The following is a 22,721-nucleotide window of genomic DNA, read 5'->3' as shown; positions in this document are numbered from 1 at the left end:
AAATCCATGACCAAAGAGACCCCCTTTACTTTTGACCAAATCCACATCGAGGTGGCGCGTGCCGCCTCGGACGACTTTAATTTGTTTCACGATAAGCACAAGTGGCTGCAAGTGACCCACAATCCGTTCAAAGGACCGATTGTGCTGGGGTTTCAGATGAATACTCTGATTGAACATCAGATGAAGCTATATCGGGAAGCACATCATGAAGACAAGATCATCGCCGATAATCAGCTGCGTTTCAGTAACTATCAGATAACGTTTGTGAATGCCTTGCGGCCCCGGCAGGAATTATCGTTGGATATCAAAAAAACCTTGATTGCCACGATTCCCGAGCTCACGCTGACCAATCGAATTGCGATTAAGTCGCAAGGTAAAACCATCTTGCTGGGGTATAAAAAAGAAACCAAGGCGCCGCTGTTTTTGGCGGATACCGATTTAAGCGGCTTGCCGGATTTGAATGCCGTGCCGGATAAATCCATGGTGCCGGGCAGCGATTTCTTTCTGAAGCGCAAGTGGCTAACCAATGGTAATGTAAAGAATTTTTTGTCGGGTTCCCTGGCGGAACAGTCGGATTATTTCGATGAGCTGGAACATGTAGCGCATTATCCGGAAGTATTTCCCTGTAGTTTGACTTCGGGGGCTTTGCTGGAGAAGGCGCAATTGGAAAATCATGATTTCAAGCGTAACCCGATGGTATATACCTCGCACGATTTTTCAGTGGATCGGGTGCACCTGGAACAGGTTAAAAATAACGACAAATTACATATTCTGGTCAAGCAATTGCCCGAATCAAAACAAAACACACTCAATCAAACCAGCATCATGTTGCGCACCTATGAATGTTATGGCTTGCTGGAAAATAAGGCGATTTTGTTCAGAATTAAGCTGAATTTAGTGCCTTTGGAGGAAATCATCAAAAATTTGAGTTCTAAAACGCATTAGCAATCAAATGCTTGGAATTGTGGTTGCTAATGTTGTGAATTTTTTTGAACATCAAGTATAATCCACCAAGTCGTTTGGCATTGCCTGTGACGGGATTTCAAATTAACAATACAACACTAAAGATAAGGTGGATGCTGTAACTCTGGCGTTCGCATTGTTCGAGGAAAAAAATATGAGTAATATCGAAGAACGAGTTAAAAAGATTGTCGCAGAGCAATTAGGCGTGAAAGAAGAAATCGCAAACGATGCGTCTTTTGTTGATGATCTTGGTGCGGATTCTTTAGACACAGTTGAACTCGTCATGGCTCTGGAAGAAGAATTCGAGTGCGAAATTCCAGACGAAGAAGCTGAAAAAATCACCACCGTACAATTGGCAATTGATTACATCAACGCCAATCTGCAATAAGTTGTTCAAGGAAGCTGGTGCTTTACGCGCCTGCTTCCTATCTCCATTCCCCTCTGATTACCTCTAACTAAAACGGTAGTTTACTGTGAGCACACGTCGAGTTGTTATAACGGGCTTAGGCGCTGTTACGCCTTTAGCGAATAATGTTGCCGATACCTGGGATGGCATCATCAACGGCAAAAGCGGTATTAGTTCTATTGATTCCTTTGATATTTCCAGTTTTGCAACCACGTTCGGCGGCGTGATTAGAAATTTCAATATCGGTGACTACATTTCCGAGAAAGATGCCAAACGTATGGATGGTTTTGTCCATTACGGTATCGCGGCGGGTTGTCAGGCCTTTGAAGATGCCGGGATTGAAGTGACGGAAGAGAATGCCGATCGTATCGGTGTGGCTGTCGGCGCCGGTATCGGCGGCATCACCGGTATCGAAGAATGCTACGCCACCTATAAGGCTGGCGGGCCACGTAAAATTTCGCCGTTTTTCGTGCCCGGTAACATCATTAACATGATTTCCGGCAATCTCTCGATTAAATACGGTTTGAAAGGACCGAATTTTTCCATCGTGACCGCCTGTTCGACCGGTACCCACAACATCGGTGATGCGGCGCGCTTGATTAAATACGGCGATGTCGATGTGATGATTGCGGGTGGCGCCGAGCGTTGCACCACATCGCCAACTGCCATGGGCGGCTTTGCCTCGGCAAAAGCGCTGTCGCGCAGAAACGATGAACCGCAAAAAGCCAGCCGACCTTGGGACAGAGACCGGGATGGATTCGTATTAAGTGACGGCGCTGGTGTGATCGTACTTGAAGAGTTGGAGCATGCCAAGGCCCGGGGGGCGAAAATTTATGCCGAATTGGTGGGTTACGGCATGAGCGGCGACGCCTACCACATCACCTCGCCTTCCATGGGTGGCGAAGGTGCGGCCCGTTGTATGAATAATGCCTTGCGCGACGCCAAGCTGAATCCCGCCGACGTCGATTACATCAATGCGCATGGCACATCCACGCCGGCAGGTGATGTCGGCGAAACCCACGCCATGAAAACGGCGCTGGGCGAACATGCCTATAAAGTAGCGGTCAGTTCCACTAAATCGATGATCGGGCACTTGCTGGGTGCGGCGGGCGGGATTGAAGCGGTACTGACGTCGTTGGCGATTCAAAACCAAATCGCACCGCCAACTATTAATTTGGAAAACCCCGATCCCGAGTGCGATCTGGATTATGTACCCAATATTGCCCGGGAAATGAAGATAGAGATTGCTATGTCCAATTCCTTCGGTTTTGGCGGTACCAATGGCACCTTGGTGTTCAAGCGATATCGGTAATTTCTGATTCAAAACAGTGTCTGCCCATGTTTTTATTAAATGGCGAAAGCAGGCACTGTGTCGATGTATCTGATCGAGGCTTTCAATATGGCGATGGTCTATTCGAGACTATCGCCGTATATAAGGGCAGACCGCTATTTCTGCAACGGCATTTAGACCGGTTGTTGAAAGGTTGCCGACGCTTACGTATTCCACCACCCGATTTATCCTTGCTTGAATCGGAAGCCCGGCAACTATCGGCCGCAGCGGACCAGGCGGTTTTAAAGCTGATGGTAACCCGTGGCAGCGGCGGCAGAGGCTATCGCCAACCCGATCAGATCGTGCCTACGCGGCTATTAAGCCTGCATCCAAGTCCCAAATATCCAGAGCGCTATCAAACCGACGGTATCGTTGCACGGTTTTGCGAGTGGCGTTTGGCGATCAATCCCGGCTTGGCCGGTATCAAGCATATGAACCGGCTGGAGCAAATTCTTGCCAGAGCGGAATGGCAGGATGAAACTGTTCAGGAAGGCTTAATGTTTGATAACGATGATCGTATCGTCGAAGGCACCATGAGCAATCTGTTCTTTGTCAAAGAGGGCGTGCTGCATACACCTCTGCTCATCGATTGCGGTATTGAAGGGATTTTGCGTCAAATTGTGATAGAGTTCGCAATCCGTAATAGCCTAGGGTTATCGGAAAATCACTTTAATAAGCAAAACGTTTTAGAGGCCGACGAAGTGTTTGTGACCAATTCGGTCATTGGTATCTGGCCGGTAAAACAGCTCGAAAATCAGTGCTTTGGCGTGGGCAGGATTACCCGCGATATTCAGCAATGGTATGCGGCGGCACGCGAACAGGAAACAAACTTATGATCAGAAGCATAGTCGCGTTTACTAGCTTGATGGTGTTGGGACTACTATTAATTTGGGGTGGAATGCATTATCACATCCTGTTGAAAAAAACGGTGGTAACCAACGCCACGACCCTGGAGATTAAAAAAGGCGATACGCTGGATAGCGTGATTAAACAGTTAAAAGCCCAGCACATTGCGATTCATTCGTTTTGGTTCAAGATGTTTGCCTATCGGACTCATCTGGACAGAATGTTGAAAGTGGGGGAGTACGTGTTGAATAAAGGCGCAACCGCAGCCGATATTTTAACGTTGCTGACGGAAGGCAAAACCCGGCGTTATTCAATTACTTTTCCTGAGGGCTGGAGTTTTAAACGGGTTTTTCAAGCGATCAAAGACAATCCGAATTTGGCGCATACCCTGTCGGATGATGAATTAACCAATCTGATGACCAAAGTAGGTTCGGATAAATCACATCCTGAAGGGTTGTTCTTTCCCGACACCTATTATTTTGAAAAAAACAGTTCGGATGTCGAATTGTTGAAACGCGCCCACGATAAAATGAAGCGTTTGATTGCCGCTGAATGGCAGAAACGCGATCAGGACGTACCGTTGGAAAATCCTTACGAAGCGTTGATTTTGGCTTCCATCATCGAAAAGGAAACTGCAGCGGCCGAAGAGCGTAAAAAAATCGCCGGTGTATTTACCCGCCGTCTGAAAATGGGCATGTTGCTGCAAACCGATCCGACCGTTATTTATGGAATGGGCGACGATTACCAAGGCAATATTCGCCGTAGCGATTTGCGAGAACCGACACCGTATAACACTTATGTCAATAAAGGCCTGCCGCCCACACCGATAGCCATGCCCGGCAAGGCGGCGATACATGCGGCCTTACATCCGGCAGACGGCAACGCCTTATTTTTTGTGGCTCGCGGTAATGGCCGGCACGCTTTTTCCGCCACCTATGGCGCGCACGAAAAATATGTGCAACTCTATCAACGATGATTCGCGGCCGTTTTATTACCCTGGAAGGCGGGGAAGGGGTCGGTAAATCGACGAATCTGCAATTTATCCAACAATTGTTGGTGCAAAAACGGATCGATGTGCTGCTTACCCGTGAGCCGGGCGGCACCGAGTTAGCCGAAAAAATTCGGCAACTGTTGCTTGAAAAACACAGTGAGGCTATCACGCCGCAAGCCGAATTATTACTAGTGTTTGCAGCTCGGGCACAGCATGTGCAGCACGTTATTCTGCCTGCTCTGGCGCAAGGTAAATGGGTACTCAGCGACCGTTTTACCGATGCCACGTATGCTTATCAGGGGGGCGGGCGCAATATGGATAACCAGCTCATTGCCTGGCTGGAAACCGCCGTACAAGGTGAGCTGCGTCCAGACCTGACATTGTTGCTGGATGCGCCTGTAGAAACCGGTCTATTGCGTGCTCGGCATAGAGGTAAGCTGGATAGATTTGAAAGCGAACAACGCAGTTTTTTTGAGCGGGTACGGCAAGCCTATTTGGCGCGAGCTCGCCAGGCACCGCAGCGTTACACCATCATCAATGCCGGTTTACCGTTGGTCGAGGTGCAGAACCAGATCAGTCGCGCGATTGATGCATTGGTATCATGATGTCGCCAGCCATCTATCCCTGGCAACAGGCCGTCTGGCGGCATTTGTTGAGCTATATCGAATTGCAGCGTATTCCGCAAGCGTTATTGGTTACCGGGCTTTCCGGTATAGGTAAACGCCATTTGGCTGTTGCTTATGGGCGAGCTTTGATGTGTCAGGCGCCCTTAAATGATTATGCCGCCTGTGGATCATGTCAGAGTTGTAAATTATTCGAAGCTCAAACTCACCCCGATTTTTTGCTTGTAGAGCCGGATGAGCCGGGTAAAGCTATCGGTATCGATAAAATTCGTCAATTGATTGTCAAACTGGCGTTAAAGCCGCAATTCGATAGGTATCGGGTGGTGATCATCAGTCCCGCGGATGGGTTAAACAACGCGTCGGCGAATGCCTTTTTAAAGTGTCTGGAAGAGCCCACCGCACGCACCTGCTTGATATTGCTGACGGAAAAGCCGTCCCGTTTGCCCGCCACCATCCGCAGCCGTTGCCAAGTCGTTGCTTGTGACGCGCCGGAAAGAGACATAGCCGTGCATTGGCTAAAACAGCAAGGGGCCGGGGAAAATAGCGACGTGCTGCTAGGTTTGTCTCAAGGGGCGCCACTATTGGCCAGAGAATATGCCCGGCAAAATTTTATCACCGTCAGGCAGGATTATTTCGATGCCTGGCTGCAAGTCGCCGAAGGCAAAAAAAATCTGCTGGCATTGGCGGAGCAATGGCAAAAACCCGCGGCCTTGGAACTGAATGTACTGTTGACTTGGATGCTGGGTTGGGTGGCGGACCTGATTAAATTTGCTGCGCAAATTGAATCGGACCAGTTACGCAATTCGGATCTGAAAAAACCCTTGCAAGCCCTTGCCAAGCGACTAGAATTAAAGCGTCTTTACCCCTTTTACGATAGCCTGCTGATTGCCCGTTCGCAATTGAGTACGCCAATCAATAAACAATTGCTGCTTGAGCAAATTTTAATCAGCTGGTCGCAACTCAATAACCGATAACCTTATGGCAGAAACAGCTCCTCGGCAAGGTATCTTGTCCCTATCCATTAAAGACAAAAATGCGCTGTATGCGGCCTATATGCCGTTTATCAAAAATGGCGGGTTGTTTATTCCTACCAAAAGGGAATACGAAATGGGTGAAGAGGTATTTATGTTGCTGAATTTAATGGAAGAAACCGAACGGTTGCCAATTGCCGGCAAAATTATCTGGAAAACGCCATTAGGCGCGGAGGGCTACCGGGCTCCGGGTATCGGCGTGCAGTTCAGCGACCAGGACGGTGGCATGGCGCGCAATAAAATCGAAACCTATTTGGCGGGTGCGTTGGAAAACGACCGCTCCACCCATACCATGTAATCATTCGTCGGGCCAACTATCAGGCCCTACTGTTATTCATACTTAACTTCATGTTTATCGACTCCCACTGCCATCTGGATCGGATTGATCTGAAACCCTATCACAACGATTTTCATGCCTTTGTTCAGGACGCGCATGCCAAGCAGATTGAGCATATGCTGTGCATTGGCATAGACCTGGAATCATATCCCGCCATGGCGGCGCTGGTTGAGCCTTACCCGGATATTTCGCTGTCGGTCGGGGTGCATCCCAACGTTACCGATGGCAGAGATCCTTCCGTGGATGAGTTGATGCAGCTGGCCCGGCATGAGAAAGTCATTGCAATCGGTGAAACCGGGCTGGATTATTTTCGTAGCGAAGGCGATTTGGAATGGCAGCATCAGCGTTTCCGAAATCATATCAGTGTCGCCAAAACCTTAAATAAACCGCTAATTATTCATACCCGCGAAGCAGGGCACGATTCGTTGGATGTGCTGAGAGCCGAAGGCGCGGATCAGGTTGGCGGGATTATTCATTGTTTTACCGAAGACTGGGCCTATGCGGAAAAGGCGCTGGATCTGAATTTTTTTATATCATTTTCCGGGATCGTGACCTTTAAAAACGCCCAGGCCATTAAGGAAGTGGCGCAAAAAGTACCAGCGGACCGCTTCTTAATCGAAACCGATTCACCTTATCTTGCCCCGGTGCCGTATCGCGGTAAACCTAATTATCCAACCTATGTGCGTCATGTTGCGGAACATATTGCCGAATTACGCAATACCAGCATTGAGGAGATTGCAGAGTTGTCTCGGAACAATTTTTATCGTTTGTTTGCCTTGCAATGAACGGTTTTTTTTTCGGGCAAAAAAAACGGTCAGACCGAGAAGAGAACTGACCGTCTAAGAGGGAAGTAACTCTTATCCCCAAAGGGACGCATACAAGAGTCGCTTGTAGTCTAGCCGGGCTTTACGCATCTGAAAATGTGGCATAAAGCCGCGTGGCAAATTGTCGCTGTCGTCTTGAATCATCCATGCAAACTGAATTTGAATGCCCTCAAGGTAAGCTGCAGCTGAGGCGGCTGCCGTATCAAAAAAACGATGTATTACAGGCTTGGGACGCGGCGGATAGCTATTTGCTTAATTATCTGGCTAACGAGGATGTGCCGGTCGGCGGATCACGGATTGCGATTTTAAACGACGGTTTTGGCGCGCTGACCCTGGCGCTGCATCACTACCGGCCGACGGCGATTTCCGATTCTTTTCTGTCTCAACAAGCGACCGTTAATAACGCCCGCCTAAACGAGCTGGATACCGCGCATATCAATTTTTTGGATAGCCTGAGTTTGCCCGAAAAGCCTATCGATTATCTACTGATCAAAGCGCCCAAGACTTTGGCATTGCTGGAATACCAATTACATAGCTTGCGTCCCTTACTCAAGGACACCAGCAAGATTATTGTTGCCGGCATGGTCAAGGCTTTAACCGCCAATGTCTGGAAAACTCTGGAACGCCTGATCGGGCCGACGCGTACTTCGCTAGCGATAAAAAAAGCCCGGCTTATTTTTGCCAGTCTCGATGCTCAATTGCAAATGCCGCCCAATCCTTATCCGGTGCGCTACCGGTTGGAAAATACCGATTTACTGATCGCCAACCACGCCAATGTGTTTTCCCGCGATAGTCTGGATATAGGTACTCGGCTTTTATTACAACACCTGCCGGACGGTCCGGCGCAGCGGGACATTGTCGATTTGGGCTGCGGCAATGGGGTGGTGGGATTGATGATCGCCAAACAGTTGCCTAATGCACGGATTCAGTTTGTCGACGAGTCGTTTATGGCTATTGCTTCGGCAAAAGACAATTTTATGCGGGCCTTCGCCGGACAGCGGCAGGCTGAATTTATCGTCGGGGATGGTTTAAACGGTTTTCCGGAAAACAGTGCCGATTGCATCGTCTGTAACCCGCCGTTCCATCAACAACACGTCATCGGCGATCATATCGCCTGGCAAATGTTTAAACAGGCCCATCGGGTATTGCGTAAGGGCGGGGAATTACGGGTGATCGGTAACCGGCACTTGAATTATCACCAGCACTTGAAAAAACTGTTCGGCAATTGGGAGTCGGTAGCCAGTAATACCAAGTTCAGTATCAATAAAGCAGTCAAACGCTGATTAGCGGAAGTTGTCTTTTAAAGTTCTGACTTTGGCAAACACCTTAGCCGGGCTATCGCTATCATTTGCCGCAACCGCTTTACGCAAACTGGCGCTGTGTTCGCGCAGAAACGGATTGGTGGCTAACTCCTGTGCCATGGTCGAGGGTAGGGTAGGCTGGCTTTGTGCGCGCAATGTGGTTACTTCAGCCACTCGCTGTTGTAAGTCCAGGTTATTTGCTTCTAAACTCAAGGCAAAGCGAGCGTTAGCCTGGGTGTATTCGTGGGCACAGTAGATGCGAGTTGAGCCAGGCAGTGCTTTCAGCTTTTGCAACGACTGCCACATTTGTTCTGCGCTGCCTTCGAACAAACGCCCACAGCCCATTGAAAACAAGGTGTCGCCGCAAAATAACGCCTGGCTTTCGGCGCAGTAATAGACGATATGACCTGATGTGTGACCGGGTGTGGCGATAATCTGCAACGTCTGGGTGCCAAATGCAAATGTGTCGCCATCATCTAAAGGTATATCGATACCCGGAATCCGGGACTGATCAATCGCGGCGCCTATCACTTTGCAGCCGGTCGCTTGTTTGAGCTGCAAATTGCCGCCGATATGATCGGGGTGGTGGTGAGTATTGAAAATGTAATCCAGTTGCCAGTCATGATACCGCAAAGCCATCAATACTGGCTCTGAAACAGCAGGATCGACGACTGCCGTTTTGCCGCTGACCGGCTCATGTACCAAGTAGATGTAATTATCGGTTAAAACCGGTAGCAGCAGGATGTTCAGCATCATGTTTTAAGCGCAAAACGCTTCAATTTTAGTCAAAATACCCTTGGCATCCAGTCCGCACAAACGCAGCAGTTCCTCGCGGCTACCCTGTTCGATAAAGCGGTCGGGCAGGCCGATATTCAGTACCGGCATCAGAATGCGCCGCGCCTGCAGAAATTCGTTGATGGCGCTGCCGGCCCCGCCGGCGATGACGTTTTCTTCCACCGTGACGAAGTTGTCGTGGCTTTTGGCCAATTCGAGTACCAAGGCCTGGTCAAACGGCTTCACAAAGCGCATATTCACCACCGTGGCCCCCAGCTTTTTACCGACTTCCACCGCAGGCGTCACCATGCTGCCCCAGGCTAAAATAGCGATACGCCCGCCTTGGTGACGAATTTCAGCCTTGCCGATTTCCAACGCCGACAGTTCGGCATCGACGCTGGCGCCCGGACCTTTGCCGCGCGGATAACGTACCGAGGCCGGGCCTTGATAATGAAAGCCGGTGGTCAACATCCGCCGACATTCATTCTCATCGGCCGGCGCCATCACCAGCATATTCGGAATGCAGCGCATATAGCTGAAATCGTAACTGCCGGCATGGGTAGGCCCGTCCGGACCCACCAGACCGGCTCTATCCAGCGCAAACAACACATCCAGATTCTGCAAGGCCACATCGTGGATCAACTGATCGTAGGCGCGTTGCAAAAAGGTCGAATAAATCGCCACTACCGGCTTGGCATTCTGACAGGCTTGGCCGGCCGCCAAGGTCACTGCGTGCTGCTCGGCAATCGCCACATCGAAATAACGTTTCGGAAACTGCTGGGAAAACTTCACCAAGCCCGAGCCTTCGCGCATGGCCGGAGTAATTCCCAACAGCCGCTCATCTTGCGCCGCCATATCGCACAACCAATTACCGAATACCTCGGTATAAGTCGGATGCGGCGACGGTGTGGATTTGGGTAGGGAGTCCTTAGACGGATCGAAAGCCGGCACCCCATGGTAAGCCAACGGATCCTTCTCGGCAGGCGCATAGCCTTTGCCCTTCTTGGTCACCACATGCAAAAACACCGGGCCGGGAATATCCTTCAGATTCTCCAGAGTCGATACCAGCATATCCACATCATGGCCATCGATAGGGCCGAAATAATTAAAGCCCAACTCCTCGAACAATGTGCCCGGCACGATCATGCCTTTTACATGTTCCTCGGTCTTACGGGCCAATTCCCAGACGCTGGGCATATTGGACAAGGCCTTCTTACTTTCCTCGCGCATCGACGAATACAGCTTGCTGGATAACACCTTGGTCAGATAATTATTCATCGCCCCCACCGGTGGTGAAATCGACATATCGTTATCGTTCAAAATCACCAGCAAATTGGCATTCACATCGCCGGCATGGTTCATGGCCTCAAAGGCCATGCCGCCGGTAATTGAACCGTCGCCGATGATGGCTACCATCTTCTTATCTTCCCCGCGCAACTGCGAAGCAATCGCCATGCCCAGCGCTGCGCTGATCGAAGTACTGGAATGGCCGACGCCAAAGGCATCGTACTCGCTCTCCTCGCGGGACGGAAAGGCCGACACCCCGCCCAGGGTCCGAATGGTCGGCATACGCTCCTTACGGCCGGTCAGAATCTTATGCGGATAGGCCTGATGTCCCACATCCCACACCAACTGATCTTCCGGGGTATTGAACACATAATGCAAGGCCACGGTCAGTTCCACCGTACCCAGTCCGGCCGAAAAATGTCCGCCGGAAATACTCACGGTATGCGTCAAATACTCCCGTACCTCATCCGCCAACGGCTTCAGCTGCTCTTTGGACAGGGCGCGGACGTCCGCCGGGTTGTGGATGTCTTGCAGTATTGAATATTCGGTTGTCTGTTTCATAATCAGTACAAGGGTTCACGATAAAATATCAGAATGAGGCCTATCTGAAACAAGGCGAACACTGAGATAAAACCGGCAATATTTTTGCCGGGCGAGTCAAGCTTGAGTTCCAGCCAGCGTCCGCAAGCCAGGATCAATGAAAATACGCCCATCAGGGTATGCCCCACCTGAATTAGAAACGCGGTTTTAGCTTCAAAGCCAACGTGTGAATGTGCTAGCAGCATCATGCCGCCGAATGCCGCCAGTATGGGGAATACATAAGGTAGTATGCCCTGGTCATTATTGATGCGGGCACGGACTTCCATTAAACCCAGCATGAACACCAGTAAGGTGGCAATACGGTGTTGCAGTACTTCGCCATTATTGAAGGTGCTGTCCCAGAAGCCGATAGGGCCCAGCGGCCAGCTTTCGGCGTCGCTACGGAAAAACAGAAAAATCCCAAGTGCCATAAAGCCAACCGGCCAGAAGCGTGCCCAGCGATGAAAGCGGTTGGAATACGACAGCATGGCAAAAAAGCTCATGGTGGTCAGAAAGATGCCGGAGATATTGTGGTTGTAATCTGACCAGGCAGTCGCGGCTTCGGAGGGTACTTGTCCGACGATGGCCACCCGGCCGGCTTCCCCGGCCAGCAGTGCTTCATGCGTAGGCGATTCCCAGCGCGGAATGCGCGGGTGGAACATGTTCAGCACTTCTTCCCAGGTTGCGGTCAGATGCGGGATATCCACGGCCGGTGGCTGCGAAGCCAGACTGGCGGCGGTGAATAGTATGGTCAGCAGAATCAGGGTTTCAGCTTCGATGTAGTAGGGTACGCGAGCTGTTAAGGCATATAAGCTGCGACTGGAAAAATATTCTTCCACGGCCTGCCGATTCAGCCAGGCAAAGCCCAGTGCCAACCCCATCATCATGATTTTTACCATCAATAAATTGCCGTAGCCGGCGCCGATAAAACCCTGGAAAGTGCGAATGTAATACCAGGCCAGCGGGGTACCGGTTACCACTAAGCCGGCAACGGCAGCCATGCCGATGATAGCGAAGCGCTTCAACAGCAAGGGCCAAACCTCAATCGCGACAGCATTTTGTTTTTTTAAACGCCATAATGCCAGCAATTGAAAAACTCCCCCCACCCAGGCGGCGGCGGCAATTTGGTGGCTGACAGTGAGTGTCATCAATATGCCGCGATCTTCCAGTCTGCTTGCGCCATGCACTAACCAGGCTGCCGAGATTACCAGCGGCAAAATAGTTAATGAGGCTTGAATCCAGTGTTTTTCGGAGCGGTAGTTTTGTTTTAAGGCATATTTGATAAACAAAAATAAGGCAAATGCAGAAAGCGCGCGCGCCATGCCGGCCTGAAACTGCACGGTATTAAAAAAAGCCGGAAACGGGGATTTACCCAACGTCACTGCCATCAGCCAGATTTTTAGGCCGATTTTGGAGAGTTGGGTAATGACCAAGGCTTTACTGCCGAAATGAATCAGATTGACGGTTTTTTCTAATAAGATGGTGTTGTAATGGGTCTTGTCATCCCAAGGCTTTAACACGAACAAGCCCCATAACAAACCGCCGATGGCGATCGAATAAAAGGTCAGATCGACGCCGCCGATCAGGGAATCCAGATAATCTGCAATGCCTTCCATAAAGTTTATTTAGGCTCTTTAACAAAAAAACGTAATAAGTCTTCGCTCAAATGCCCATCGGCCGCAAAGATTTTCAATTTAATGGCGTATTCGCCGGGTGCCAGTGCAGGCAGGTCCAGCATGACCTGGCCCGGTTTGTCGCCAGGTGTGGCGGTAATGGTTTGCATTTTGTCTCCGGCACTGACCAGGAAAACTTCCGACAGATCCAGTTCCACTTTGGAATTGAACGACAACTCGACTTGGCTGGCTTGGTTGACCGGCACCGGTTTCAGTTGCAGCGAGTTATGAGTGACTACTGCGTGGGCAAACAGGCTAGGGCTGGCGATCAATGCCAATACTAACAAGCTGGATTTCAAATAACGCATCAGAGTTTCTCCTTATTTTTTGTTTTTTAACGCATGGCTGGCCAGGTTTTTACCCAAGGACCAGATAGAGCCTGTAACGTTATGCGTATCGGCTATGGTTTTATCGAATGAATCAACAATCCAGTCACGGTCTTTTTGAGTCAAAGTCAATGGTGGTAGTAACTTGACCACGTTCATGCCGTGACCGGCTACTTGGCTGAGAATACGATGTTCCTTGAATAAAGGAATGGTGATCATTTGACAGAACAGGCCCTTGTTGGCGGCTTCCAGCATGGCCCAGGCGGCTTTCAGGCCCAGGCTTTTAGGCGATTGGAACTCGATAGCGATCATTGAGCCTTTGCCGCGAGCTTCTTTCAGAAACTCGTATTTGCCGCTCATGGCGTTGATGCTGTTGATGATGTCTTCGCCGACTTTAGCGCTGTTTTCCACTAGTTTCTGTTCGTGAATCACATGCAGGCTGGCCAAGCCGGCTGCCATGGCCATGTTGTTTTTTGAAAATGTGGAACCGTGCACCACCGCGCGGTCCATGCGGTTGAATACCGTATCCATGATTTTTGTAGTCATTGCCACGCCGCCGACCGGCACAAAGCCGCCGGACAGCGCCTTAGCCATCAGAATCATGTCGGGTTTGATGTTCCAGTGGTCGATAGCCCAGAATTTGCCGGTACGACCGATGCCGGTCTGAATTTCATCGGCCACGAACAAGGTGCCGTATTTTTTACATAAGCGTTCGACTTCCGGCAGATAATTATCGGACGGCAGGTTGACGCCTTTGCCTTGAATCGGTTCGACGATAAAGGCGGCAACGTCTTTAGTGCTTAAGGCCTTTTCCAGCGCGTCCAGATCGTTAAACGGCACGGACGAACAATGCGGCAGTAACGGGCCGAAGCCCTCGCGGAAAATTTCTTCGCCGTTTAACGACAAAGACCCCATGGTCAGACCGTGATAGCCATGCTCGCAGTAAACGATGCGCGGACGTTTGGTGGTGTAGCGGGCAAACTTGATGGCCGCTTCCACTGCTTCGGTGCCGGAGTTGCAGAAAAACATTTTTTCCAGGTTATCCGGGGTGGTTTTGAGGATTTCCTTGGCCAGCAAGCCGCTGAGTAAAGAAACGTCCATTTGCACTAGATTCGGCAATTCCAGGGTCAGGGTTTCTTGTAGGGCGCTGATAACGGTCGGGTGGTTACGGCCGATGGCAAATACGCCAAAGCCGCTCAGTAAATCCAGATATTCGTGGTTATTATCGTCGTAAAGATATTGGCCAATCGCTTTTTTGTAATTTCTGTCGTAACCGATGGTGCGCAGCACCCGCACCATTTGGTTATTAAGATAATGTTCGTGTAAATCGAACTTTTCTTCAAAATGCTGGTTAAAAAGCTCGGCAATGCTAAAAGACATGTAATACCTCGTGAATGTAGACCGGCGCGGTTAAGGGCGCGCGGCAGAAAATAAGTATAAAAAAGAGCAGTTATGCATACAGGCTCAGTTCGACGGTTCGGGGCGGAAGCGTGTTTGGCTGTTTAGTCCCCGTGCGACGAGTTTTAAGGTTCTTTGGGCGGCATGAAAATGCCAGCCCAGTTGCATTAATGCTTTCAGTTCATAGGGATGCCAAAACAGATAACGCAGCAGCTTCGGCAACTCAACCCGGCCTTGATTATTTAAAGCCTGAATGACGGCATTGGGTAAGGTTTGGCTAACTGGGTCCGCGATACCGCGGACGGCCATAAAAGGCAGATTTGCACGTAAGGCAACGTCCGCGATGGCGGCGCTTTCCATATCCAAACCCATGGCGTCGTATTGTTGATGGATACGTTGTTTCTCCCGGCTGCAGCTGATCAATCGATCGCAGCTATACAACTTGCCGGTATGGACGCGGATTGTGTCTGGCAGTGTTTGATAAAGCGATGCCGACAGTTGGTTGTCCGTGTCGAATTGTTGCTGCCCGTTGTCAATTTTGGATGCCAGCAATAGGTCGCCTGGCTTTATATCGGGAGCTAAACCGGCCGCGCATCCCCAGCTAATTAGAGACTGAACGCCTTTGTCCGCCAATAATTGCGCGGCTGCGGCGGCGTTTCGGAAACCCGCGCCGGCATAAATTACCCAGTGTACGCCAACCTGGCAATAATCACCCTGCTTGAGCCTAATCGAGCACAGGGTGGCAAGTTCTTCCGGCAATGCAACGACAATGCCGACGCAGGCGCCGGCATTGCAAACAGCTGATGAGGCAGTTAAGGCTTGACTCACAATTTCGCCAATTCGTTGCGATATCTGGCCAAGGCCCACAGCGGGAAGAATTTATCGTAGCCGTGATATTTCAGATAAAACACCCGAGGAAAGCCCGGTGCGGTAAAGCAAGGGTCGTTCCAGACGCCATCGGCTTGTTGTGTGCGCAGTAGAAAGTCGATGCCCGCCTTGACTTCCGGGCTGCGGGTTTCACCCGCCGCAATCAGACCCAAAATCGCCCAAGCGGTTTGGAACGCAGTGCTATAGTGGTAACGGCCGCGGAATTTTTTGTCGTCGTGATAGCTGAAATTGTCTTCGCCCCAACCGCCATCTTCACGTTGCACGCTTTTTAGCCAGGCAACTGCCTTGGTGTACATCGGATCCGTTTTGGGCAGGCTGGTTTGTTCCAGACCCAACAGCGTCGACCAAGTGCCGTATATGTAGTTGGTGCCCCAGCGACCGAACCAGGAACCGTCGGCTTCCTGGTCGTTGCGGATGTAGTCGATGGTGCGTTGCAGGGTCGGCAGATACTCGGGATGATCTTTTGATACTCGGGCCATCAGCATGGCGCAACGCGCGCTGACATCCACGGTGGGCGGATCCAGTAAAGCGCCATGGTCGGCAAACGGAATCTCGTTGAGATAGTAATAGGTGTTATCAACATCGAATGCACCATAGCCGCCGTTTTTCGATTGCATGCCGACAATCCAGCGGGTTGCGCGGTGGATGGATTCATCCAGACCGTCGTAACCGGATTCGGCCATCGAAAACGCCACAATTGCTGTATCGTCTACGTCGGGGTAGTGCGGGTTAGCAAATTGAAATGCCCAGCCGCCGCCAGCCAGGCTAGGACGTCTGACTTGCCAATCACCTGGTTCGTCCGATAATTGTACGCTTTTCAACCAGTCGTAAGCTTTGCTCAGATGGGCGCTATTGCCGTGTTTATCGGCTTCCAGTATTGCCATGCTGGCCAATGCGGTATCCCAAACCGGCGATAAACAAGGTTGGCAATAAGCCTCGTTGTCTTTGATCACCAATAACTTGTCGACGGACTGGCGGGCAATCAAAACGTTAGGGTGGTCTTTCGGAAAGCCGAGTAACAGCATGGATTCGTAGGCATTGACCATGGATGGAAAAATACCGCCCAAGCCGTCTTCGCCATTGAGACGTTCGGTGAACCAGTCTACGGCTTTTTGAATCGCTCTTTTCGTTATGCGTTTCGGGATCAAAGGGCGAGTGACTCGACCCAGCATATCCAAACCTAAAAATATTTTGTTTAGTAAAGTCCGTTCCGGGAAATAGTGCCTCTCCTCGTCCGGATGTACGACAAACAATTCCAGAATACCGACATTGTGCGGATTTTTGGCTTTGGCTTTTAAGGTGCACATAATAAACAGCGGCACCATCGTTGTTCGCGACCAGTATGAAACTTTATTCAGGTGAAATGGAAACCAGGATGGCAGCAGCATGATTTCAACCGGAATATAAGGAACGCCACGCCAAGGTAATTGTTCGAAAATGGCCAGGGAAATCCGGGTGAAGACATTGGCGCGCGCGGCGCCGCCTTGACTCAGAATCCATTCGCGCAGGCGTTTCATGTGCGGCTCGTGTATGGCGTCTCCCGCCATTTTTAAGGCATAATATACCTTAACGCTGCAACTGATGTCGCCTGGGCCGCCCGGATATAAGGGGTAGCTGCCGTCTTCGGATTGACGTCTCCGCAGATAAACCGCGATTTTGCTTTGCAGGGCTTCGTCAATGTCGTCCAGGTAGTGCATCATCATGATGTATTCGGACGGTATGGTGCAGTCGGCCTCAAGCTCAAAAACCCAGTAGCCGGCGGGATTTTGCAGGCTGAGTAGTTTGCTTTGCGCTCGCTCGATAGCCGAATTCAGGCCGCTGTTGGATTGCCGGTTTGAGGTGGCATTGTTGTTTTGCATGTCAGGGCTGCTGGTATCTATAGGGGATTCGGTAAACATGGTGATTCCTTATTGTCCAGTGTGCGATTTGGGTAAATACTGCCAGCCCGGAGTTTTTAAATCTCGGCTGGTGAGATTGAAAATCAGCGTCAATAACTGATTGCTGCGCGCGGTCAATTTGCAGACAGCGATGGTGGTTTTGACGTTGCTACGGCTGATTTTGACCTGGTCGGACTCATTGAAGCTCAAATTGTGCTTGATTTTTTTCAAGGTCAAAATCGCCATGCCTAGCGCCCATAAACAGAAGTTACGAATACCTGTTTCGTGACTAGGCAGAAGTTGGGTGTAGCGCAATGCATTCTGTAAGTGGCTGTGGGCAATGCCGATCAGGTGCTCCAGGCCTTGGCGGAAGCGATCGTCGTCGGTTGCCGGCGTGAGCTCGGCCAGGTTAAAGCCGGTTTCTGTAAAGATATCTTGCGGCAGCCAGCACACGCCCCGCTTGGCGTCATCCCAGATATCCTTCAGGATATTGGTCATCTGCAGGCCTTGTCCGAAGGACACGGACAGCTTTAATAACTCGTCATGATGGGCGTTAATTTGTGGCGAATAATGGCAAAACAGTTTAGCCAGCATTTCACCCACGCAACCCGCAACGTAATAGCAGTAGTCATCCATGTCTTTCATGGTTTTCAGTCCTGCGTGTAAGTCCAGGGCCTGATAAATCGGCATGCCGTTTGCCATGGTTTCAACGCAACCGGCCAATGCTTCTATTTGCGCGGAGTCCAGGGTGTGGGTAATGGCGATCACGCGCGGAATTAAATGAATCAGGCAATGTTCGGCCGGAATGGTTTGCTCGGATAGCAACGGAGCCAGCTCGGCAGCAAATACCTCGGTCTCCTGGCCGGTTTTAACGATTTTAATGAATGCGGAACAGAAACGTTTTTTCTGTTCCGCTGTCAAAGATACTTCGTCTTCAATGGTGTCGACTATGCGGCACAGCAGGTAGGCGTTAGCGACGGCAGGGTACAGCTTTCCCGGTAGTTGCGGGATGGTGAGCGCAAAAGTGCGTGAAACGCCTTCAAGCAATACAGCCTGCAGTTCGTCATCGGCTAATTTTGCAAGTGCTTGCAAGTTTTCAGTGAGTGGTTGAGGTCCGTTCATGTGCTTTTGATAGCCAACTAAGTAGTTAAGTGAATGATAGACTGTTTGTTGGTGTTTTGCAAAGTGATGTTGTTTTACTGCAAATATCACTTTTCAGGCGGCCGCTTATCGGTTTTTATTGCTGACAATTTAAGTTGGGTGTGCTGGTCTTGTTGTTGTTTATTAAGAATATTTCTGTTATTAAGAGTGGGGAAATGGCTAGGGTTGGGTGTAGTATTTGACACACAGTATCCGATGTACTAAATAAGGAATTGTTGTTTTTTATTATTAAAACTGGAGTGGTTTCTAAAAAAGTAGTATTCTAGCAACAGTTCGGTCTTCATTAACATGTGGCGTCTCGATTGCCGTATGGGGCGTTGTGGGCTGAAGTGTTTGAATTTTGGGGCTTTTTCTGTTGTTGTTTTTTTGTAACAATAGTATTGGTCGGGTAATTTAGAGTTTTGGAGAGTAAGTCGTGAGTGTTCCTTTACGTCAGCAGTTGGCCGTAGGTAGTTATCTGATCAAGCAAAAACTGAAAGGTGTGAAGAAGTATCCTTTGGTTTTGATGCTTGAGCCGTTATTCAGATGTAATTTGGCTTGCGCGGGTTGCGGCAAGATCGATTATCCCGATGACATTCTCGATAAGCGTTTGTCTGTGAAGGAATGCTTGGACGCCGTGGATGAATGCGGCGCGCCCATGGTATCGATTCCTGGTGGCGAGCCGCTGATTCATAAAGAAATGCCGCAGATAGTCGAAGGTATTGTTGCTCGCAAAAAATTTGTATATCTCTGTACCAATGCGTTGTTGTTGCGGAAGCGCATCAACGATTATACGCCGTCCCCTTATCTGACTTTTTCGGTACATCTTGATGGTTCGAAAGACCGTCACGATGCGTCTGTATGTCAAGAGGGTGTGTTTGATATTGCCGTCGAAGCCATCAAGCTGGCTTTAAGTAAAGGCTTCAGAGTAACCGTGAATTGCACGCTATTTCAGGGTGAAACCCCTGATGAGGTGGCGGATTTTCTGGATTATGCCATGGAGTTAGGGGTTGAAGGCGTCACCATTGCCCCTGGCTTTAGCTATGAGCGCGCGCCCAAGCAGGATGTATTTATCAAAGGTGCGGATGTTAAAAATCTGTTCCGCGGTATTTTCAAAATTGGCAAAAACCGCAAATGGAAATTAAATCATTCGTCGCTATATCTGGATTTTCTGGCTGGAAACCAAAACTATAATTGTACTCCTTGGGGTAACCCCACCCGCAACGTGTTCGGTTGGCAGAAGCCCTGCTACTTGTTGGCGGATGAAGGGAATGCCGATTCTTTCCAAGAATTGCTGGATACCACGCCTTGGGACAAATACGGCACGGTGAAAAATCCTAAATGCGCTAATTGCATGGCGCATTGCGGTTATGAAGCGACTGCCGTCGAAGATACGTTGGCCAATCCTTTGAAAGCTTTGTGGGCTAGTATACGTGGGCCTAAAACATCGGGTGATATGGTGGTTGAGCCTGTCCCTCAGTTTTCAGAAGGTATTAAGACCACTATTGCTGATATTCCAGTAAAAATAGAATCCTGAGTGTTCATCCCGAGCAGCCTTTGTTCCTTTACGCGATATAGATAATGACTATGTTAAGAAAAATTTATTTCAGCTTTGGTTTTTTGATGGTTTTTTGTCTTTCGTCACTGGCCATGGCGGAGGAATTGACGGCACGTCAAGTTGTGGAATCGTTCCAGGATCAGCTTATAGATGTCATGAAGCAGGGTAAGGAATTAGGATTCAAAGGCCGCTATGACAAGTTGGATGCCGCCGTCAAAAAGAGCCATGATTTGCCTAAAATTGCCCGGATTGTGGTGGGAAAGCAATGGGAAGAATTGACACCCGAACAGCAGGCCAAGCTGGAAGAGGTGTTCAGCGAACTCAGTGTTTCAGCCTACGCGCATAATTTCAAAGAGTTTTCCGGTGAATCGTTTAGCTTTGTTTCGGAAGAAGAAACCGGACGTGGTGGTGTGGTGGTGCATACCAACCTGAAAATTCCGGGCGAAAAAGACGTCAGGTTCGATTACATGATGAAGAAAAAAGACGATAGTTGGCAGATTATTAATATAATAGCGGATGGAGTCAGCGATTTGGCCTTAAAGCGTTCCGATTACACCAGTGTTTTAAATCGTGAAGGCTTTGATAAGCTGATTGCCAAAATTAACGAAAAAATCGAAAGTTACGCTAAACAATAAGTCTGTCAGGAATTTTAATTTAATGTATACCCTTAGTTATCAAGCTAAAAGCCAAGCATCTTTCTATTGGGCGCTGTTCTTTTCGGGGGCGCTTTCGATAACCGGGTGTGCCAGTACGGAGTCCGCGGCAGTCAATTCGCAAGCTTCGGCTCCGATTGTTTCGCCCACCGATCCGTACGAAGGTTTTAATCGTTCCATGTATGGCTTCAACATGGGATTAGATAGGTATTTGTTAAAGCCGGTTGCCGATAGCTATAAATTCATTACCCCGGACTTTATGCAAACAGGCGTAACCAATTTCTTTAATAACTTGAAAGGCATTAATGTCGTATTGAATGACTTATTGCAGGGCAAGTTCGAACAGAGTGCGTCGGATTTAGGTCGATTTACCACCAACTCCACCATCGGTTTGCTGGGTTTATTCGATGTGGCAACGCCTTTGGGTCTGTCGCAGAACGTGGAAGATTTTGGTCAGACGCTAGCGGTTTGGGGTGTGGATCAAGGCCCTTATTTGGTGCTGCCTGTTTTAGGTCCGACTACCGCGCGCGACGGCGGCGGGATCATCTTTGATAAAGCAGCCAACCCCGGCACCTATGTGCCTGGTACTGGCATTGTTGAGGGTATCAACGAGCGGGCTAATGCGGAAGGGGCGCTGAACTTTATTAATGAAGCCGCCTTGGATCCCTATGTGTTTACCCGGGAATCCTTTTTGCAATACCGCAATAACCTGATTAACGACGGTAAAACCGATATCGATAGTTTTGATCTGGATATCGATGAAGCAATGGACAATGATGGGCAGGTAGCCGGGGCATCAAAAAAAAAAGTAAAAACAGACTCTGATTCCCTGGAGGTCAAGGGTAAACTGACCCTGGAAAATCCGGAAGCATTAAACGCTGAAAATGCTACCGTCGAAGCCTTCGATAGTATGTCAAAGTCGTTCGATGATGCCTTAATGGAGTTTGAACAAGCTTCGGAAAAAATGGACAGAATGAGCAAAAAAAGGCGCTATAGACGGCGCTAAATTTTGCTTAAAAAAAAGGCGCATTTCGCGTCTTTTTTTTGGAGTAATGAACAGAAATTCGGGCAGAGTTTAAAACCTTTCAGCACTGCTTAGTAATGGATTAAAGCGTGTACTTGGTAGTCCTTTAAAAGTTCTCTGCCGGCCAAAAAGTCCAATTCAACTACAAAAGCGCATGCAACTATGCTCGCGCCTAATTTTTCAATCAGCTCGCAACTGGCCTTGGCTGTACCGCCTGTAGCTAGCAAATCGTCGATCAATAGGACTTTATCGTTTCGATCGACGGCATCGATATGCACCTGCAGCTCCGCCGAGCCATATTCTAATTCGTAACTGACACTTTGCACGTCGTAAGGTAATTTGCCGGGCTTTCGCAGCGGTATAAAGGGGACGCCCAGCTCCCAAGCCACCAAGGCACCAAAAATAAATCCTCTGGCCTCCATGCCCGCAACAGCGGTAATGTCGCGACCCAGAAAGGGGTGCAGCAATTGGTGCACAGTCAGTCGTAAAGCGGCAGGGTCTTTGACTAATGGGGTAATGTCTTTAAAAACGATGCCTGGCTTTGGGAAGTCGGGAATGTCGCGGATTTTATTTTTTAATCGTTCCATTATTGCTCCGGTTTTAATTAAGGCGGATGGTCTGCGAAGAACATACCCGGCTAGCAGGCGTGTATTCCGTTCAATCGCCTAAGCGCAAAACGCTTCAATTTTAGTCAAAATACCCTTGGCATCCAGTCCGCACAAACTCAGCAGTTCCTCGCGGCTACCCTGTTCGATAAAGCGGTCCGGCAGGCCGATATTCAGTACCGGCATCAGAATGCGCCGCGCCTGCAGAAATTCGTTGATGGCGCTGCCGGCCCCGCCGGCGATGACGTTTTCTTCCACCGTGACGAAGTTGTCGTGGCTTTTGGCCA

Annotated in this window: 23 protein-coding genes; 13 read left to right on the top strand and 10 right to left on the bottom strand. The window is 49.6% G+C overall.

All coding sequences use genetic code 11. The features are described 5' to 3' along the window. Positions 1 to 6 precede the first annotated feature (6 nt). The 10 genes from M0R33_RS07440 to M0R33_RS07395 all read left to right on the top strand — a co-directional run bounded on the left by M0R33_RS07440 (position 7) and on the right by M0R33_RS07395 (position 8,634). Positions 7 to 945 (top strand): hypothetical protein, encoded by a 939-nt coding sequence (locus tag M0R33_RS07440; RefSeq protein WP_292567288.1) that lies wholly within the window; start codon positions 7 to 9, stop codon positions 943 to 945. Between the two features lie 172 nt (positions 946 to 1,117). After that, positions 1,118 to 1,351 (top strand): acyl carrier protein, encoded by a 234-nt coding sequence (gene acpP, locus M0R33_RS07435; RefSeq protein ID WP_013820083.1) that lies wholly within the window; start codon positions 1,118 to 1,120, stop codon positions 1,349 to 1,351. 85 nt (positions 1,352 to 1,436) lie between these two features. After that, positions 1,437 to 2,681, top strand: a complete 1,245-nt coding sequence (gene fabF / locus M0R33_RS07430; protein ID WP_292567257.1) for a beta-ketoacyl-ACP synthase II — start codon at positions 1,437 to 1,439, stop codon at positions 2,679 to 2,681. A gap of 26 nt (positions 2,682 to 2,707) precedes the next feature. Continuing rightward, complete coding sequence (gene pabC, locus M0R33_RS07425) at positions 2,708 to 3,535, top strand: aminodeoxychorismate lyase (protein ID WP_292567254.1); 828 nt, start codon at positions 2,708 to 2,710, stop codon at positions 3,533 to 3,535. Beyond that, positions 3,532 to 4,521 carry an endolytic transglycosylase MltG gene (gene mltG / locus M0R33_RS07420; RefSeq protein WP_292567251.1) on the top strand — a complete coding sequence of 330 codons (990 nt, stop codon included), beginning with the start codon at positions 3,532 to 3,534 and terminating at the stop codon, positions 4,519 to 4,521. Before pabC ends, mltG begins: the two co-directional genes overlap by 4 nt. Next, positions 4,518 to 5,141 (top strand): dTMP kinase, encoded by a 624-nt coding sequence (gene tmk, locus M0R33_RS07415; protein ID WP_292567248.1) that lies wholly within the window; start codon positions 4,518 to 4,520, stop codon positions 5,139 to 5,141. Before mltG ends, tmk begins: the two co-directional genes overlap by 4 nt. Next, positions 5,141 to 6,133 carry a DNA polymerase III subunit delta' gene (locus tag M0R33_RS07410; RefSeq protein WP_292567246.1) on the top strand — a complete coding sequence of 331 codons (993 nt, stop codon included), beginning with the start codon at positions 5,141 to 5,143 and terminating at the stop codon, positions 6,131 to 6,133. Before tmk ends, M0R33_RS07410 begins: the two co-directional genes overlap by 1 nt. Before the next feature lie 4 nt (positions 6,134 to 6,137). Further along, positions 6,138 to 6,488, top strand: coding sequence for a PilZ domain-containing protein (locus M0R33_RS07405; protein ID WP_013820077.1), 351 nt, complete (start codon positions 6,138 to 6,140; stop codon positions 6,486 to 6,488). Positions 6,489 to 6,538: 50 nt separating this feature from the next. Next, positions 6,539 to 7,312: a TatD family hydrolase gene (locus M0R33_RS07400; protein ID WP_292567239.1), complete on the top strand. Its 774-nt coding sequence runs from the start codon at positions 6,539 to 6,541 to the stop codon at positions 7,310 to 7,312. Positions 7,313 to 7,497: 185 nt separating this feature from the next. After that, positions 7,498 to 8,634, top strand: a complete 1,137-nt coding sequence (locus tag M0R33_RS07395; protein WP_292567237.1) for a methyltransferase — start codon at positions 7,498 to 7,500, stop codon at positions 8,632 to 8,634. Here M0R33_RS07395 and gloB read toward each other — a convergent pair whose 3' ends face one another. The 8 genes from gloB to M0R33_RS07355 form a co-directional block, all read right to left on the bottom strand. Beyond that, positions 8,635 to 9,405: a hydroxyacylglutathione hydrolase gene (gloB, locus tag M0R33_RS07390; RefSeq protein ID WP_292567234.1), complete on the bottom strand. Its 771-nt coding sequence runs from the start codon at positions 9,403 to 9,405 to the stop codon at positions 8,635 to 8,637. It abuts the gene before it with no gap. A gap of 6 nt (positions 9,406 to 9,411) precedes the next feature. Then, on the bottom strand, positions 9,412 to 11,274 hold the full coding sequence (dxs, locus tag M0R33_RS07385; RefSeq protein ID WP_292567232.1) for a 1-deoxy-D-xylulose-5-phosphate synthase: 1,863 nt from the start codon (positions 11,272 to 11,274) through the stop codon (positions 9,412 to 9,414). 2 nt (positions 11,275 to 11,276) lie between these two features. Beyond that, a complete protein-coding gene (locus M0R33_RS07380; RefSeq protein WP_292567230.1) occupies positions 11,277 to 12,908 on the bottom strand; it encodes a CopD family protein in 1,632 nt (543 codons plus the stop codon). Between the two features lie 5 nt (positions 12,909 to 12,913). Beyond that, positions 12,914 to 13,273, bottom strand: coding sequence for a copper resistance CopC family protein (locus M0R33_RS07375; RefSeq protein ID WP_292567227.1), 360 nt, complete (start codon positions 13,271 to 13,273; stop codon positions 12,914 to 12,916). A 12-nt stretch (positions 13,274 to 13,285) separates the two neighbouring features. After that, positions 13,286 to 14,671 carry an aspartate aminotransferase family protein gene (locus M0R33_RS07370; RefSeq protein ID WP_292567225.1) on the bottom strand — a complete coding sequence of 462 codons (1,386 nt, stop codon included), beginning with the start codon at positions 14,669 to 14,671 and terminating at the stop codon, positions 13,286 to 13,288. Between the two features lie 84 nt (positions 14,672 to 14,755). Further along, entirely contained in the window at positions 14,756 to 15,517 is a 762-nt protein-coding gene (locus tag M0R33_RS07365; protein WP_292567222.1) for a phosphorylase, read from the bottom strand. After that, positions 15,514 to 17,475 (bottom strand): squalene--hopene cyclase, encoded by a 1,962-nt coding sequence (shc, locus tag M0R33_RS07360; protein ID WP_292567219.1) that lies wholly within the window; start codon positions 17,473 to 17,475, stop codon positions 15,514 to 15,516. The genes M0R33_RS07365 and shc overlap by 4 nt, the downstream gene beginning before the upstream one ends. Before the next feature lie 9 nt (positions 17,476 to 17,484). Then, positions 17,485 to 18,576: a phytoene/squalene synthase family protein gene (locus tag M0R33_RS07355; protein WP_292567217.1), complete on the bottom strand. Its 1,092-nt coding sequence runs from the start codon at positions 18,574 to 18,576 to the stop codon at positions 17,485 to 17,487. A gap of 454 nt (positions 18,577 to 19,030) precedes the next feature. Here M0R33_RS07355 and hpnH point away from each other — a divergent pair, with 454 nt between their 5' ends. From hpnH to M0R33_RS07340, 3 genes are read left to right on the top strand one after another with little or no spacing between them, the layout of a single operon-like run. Then, positions 19,031 to 20,131, top strand: a complete 1,101-nt coding sequence (hpnH, locus tag M0R33_RS07350; protein WP_292567214.1) for an adenosyl-hopene transferase HpnH — start codon at positions 19,031 to 19,033, stop codon at positions 20,129 to 20,131. Between the two features lie 50 nt (positions 20,132 to 20,181). Next, positions 20,182 to 20,787: an ABC transporter substrate-binding protein gene (locus M0R33_RS07345; protein ID WP_292567211.1), complete on the top strand. Its 606-nt coding sequence runs from the start codon at positions 20,182 to 20,184 to the stop codon at positions 20,785 to 20,787. 22 nt (positions 20,788 to 20,809) lie between these two features. After that, positions 20,810 to 21,811 carry a VacJ family lipoprotein gene (locus M0R33_RS07340; protein WP_292567208.1) on the top strand — a complete coding sequence of 334 codons (1,002 nt, stop codon included), beginning with the start codon at positions 20,810 to 20,812 and terminating at the stop codon, positions 21,809 to 21,811. Between the two features lie 89 nt (positions 21,812 to 21,900). Here M0R33_RS07340 and M0R33_RS07335 read toward each other — a convergent pair whose 3' ends face one another. Beyond that, positions 21,901 to 22,416, bottom strand: a complete 516-nt coding sequence (locus M0R33_RS07335) for an adenine phosphoribosyltransferase (RefSeq protein WP_292567205.1) — start codon at positions 22,414 to 22,416, stop codon at positions 21,901 to 21,903. A gap of 78 nt (positions 22,417 to 22,494) precedes the next feature. Further along, the coding region (locus tag M0R33_RS07330) for a transketolase C-terminal domain-containing protein (protein WP_292567203.1) at positions 22,495 to 22,721 on the bottom strand (227 nt) is incomplete at its 5' end.

The sequence above is a fragment of the Methylomonas sp. genome (assembly GCF_023228165.1).
GTDB lineage: Bacteria > Pseudomonadota > Gammaproteobacteria > Methylococcales > Methylomonadaceae > Methylomonas.
The sequence above is the reverse complement of the archived record's forward strand: the minus strand, read 5'-3'. Positions and strand labels throughout refer to the sequence as shown.

Coding starts and splice junctions, on each gene's coding strand:
- M0R33_RS07380 (WP_292567230.1), bottom strand. CDS start 12,908: ATGGAAGGCATTGCAGATTATCTGGATTCCCTGATCGGCGGCGTCGAT.
- M0R33_RS07335 (WP_292567205.1), bottom strand. CDS start 22,416: ATGGAACGATTAAAAAATAAAATCCGCGACATTCCCGACTTCCCAAAG.
- M0R33_RS07370 (WP_292567225.1), bottom strand. CDS start 14,671: ATGTCTTTTAGCATTGCCGAGCTTTTTAACCAGCATTTTGAAGAAAAG.
- M0R33_RS07345 (WP_292567211.1), top strand. CDS start 20,182: ATGTTAAGAAAAATTTATTTCAGCTTTGGTTTTTTGATGGTTTTTTGT.
- M0R33_RS07410 (WP_292567246.1), top strand. CDS start 5,141: ATGTCGCCAGCCATCTATCCCTGGCAACAGGCCGTCTGGCGGCATTTG.
- shc (WP_292567219.1), bottom strand. CDS start 17,475: ATGTTTACCGAATCCCCTATAGATACCAGCAGCCCTGACATGCAAAAC.
- tmk (WP_292567248.1), top strand. CDS start 4,518: ATGATTCGCGGCCGTTTTATTACCCTGGAAGGCGGGGAAGGGGTCGGT.
- M0R33_RS07400 (WP_292567239.1), top strand. CDS start 6,539: ATGTTTATCGACTCCCACTGCCATCTGGATCGGATTGATCTGAAACCC.
- pabC (WP_292567254.1), top strand. CDS start 2,708: ATGTTTTTATTAAATGGCGAAAGCAGGCACTGTGTCGATGTATCTGAT.
- M0R33_RS07375 (WP_292567227.1), bottom strand. CDS start 13,273: ATGCGTTATTTGAAATCCAGCTTGTTAGTATTGGCATTGATCGCCAGC.
- M0R33_RS07395 (WP_292567237.1), top strand. CDS start 7,498: ATGCAAACTGAATTTGAATGCCCTCAAGGTAAGCTGCAGCTGAGGCGG.
- M0R33_RS07440 (WP_292567288.1), top strand. CDS start 7: ATGACCAAAGAGACCCCCTTTACTTTTGACCAAATCCACATCGAGGTG.
- dxs (WP_292567232.1), bottom strand. CDS start 11,274: ATGAAACAGACAACCGAATATTCAATACTGCAAGACATCCACAACCCG.
- M0R33_RS07340 (WP_292567208.1), top strand. CDS start 20,810: ATGTATACCCTTAGTTATCAAGCTAAAAGCCAAGCATCTTTCTATTGG.
- acpP (WP_013820083.1), top strand. CDS start 1,118: ATGAGTAATATCGAAGAACGAGTTAAAAAGATTGTCGCAGAGCAATTA.
- mltG (WP_292567251.1), top strand. CDS start 3,532: ATGATCAGAAGCATAGTCGCGTTTACTAGCTTGATGGTGTTGGGACTA.
- M0R33_RS07405 (WP_013820077.1), top strand. CDS start 6,138: ATGGCAGAAACAGCTCCTCGGCAAGGTATCTTGTCCCTATCCATTAAA.
- M0R33_RS07355 (WP_292567217.1), bottom strand. CDS start 18,576: ATGAACGGACCTCAACCACTCACTGAAAACTTGCAAGCACTTGCAAAA.
- gloB (WP_292567234.1), bottom strand. CDS start 9,405: ATGCTGAACATCCTGCTGCTACCGGTTTTAACCGATAATTACATCTAC.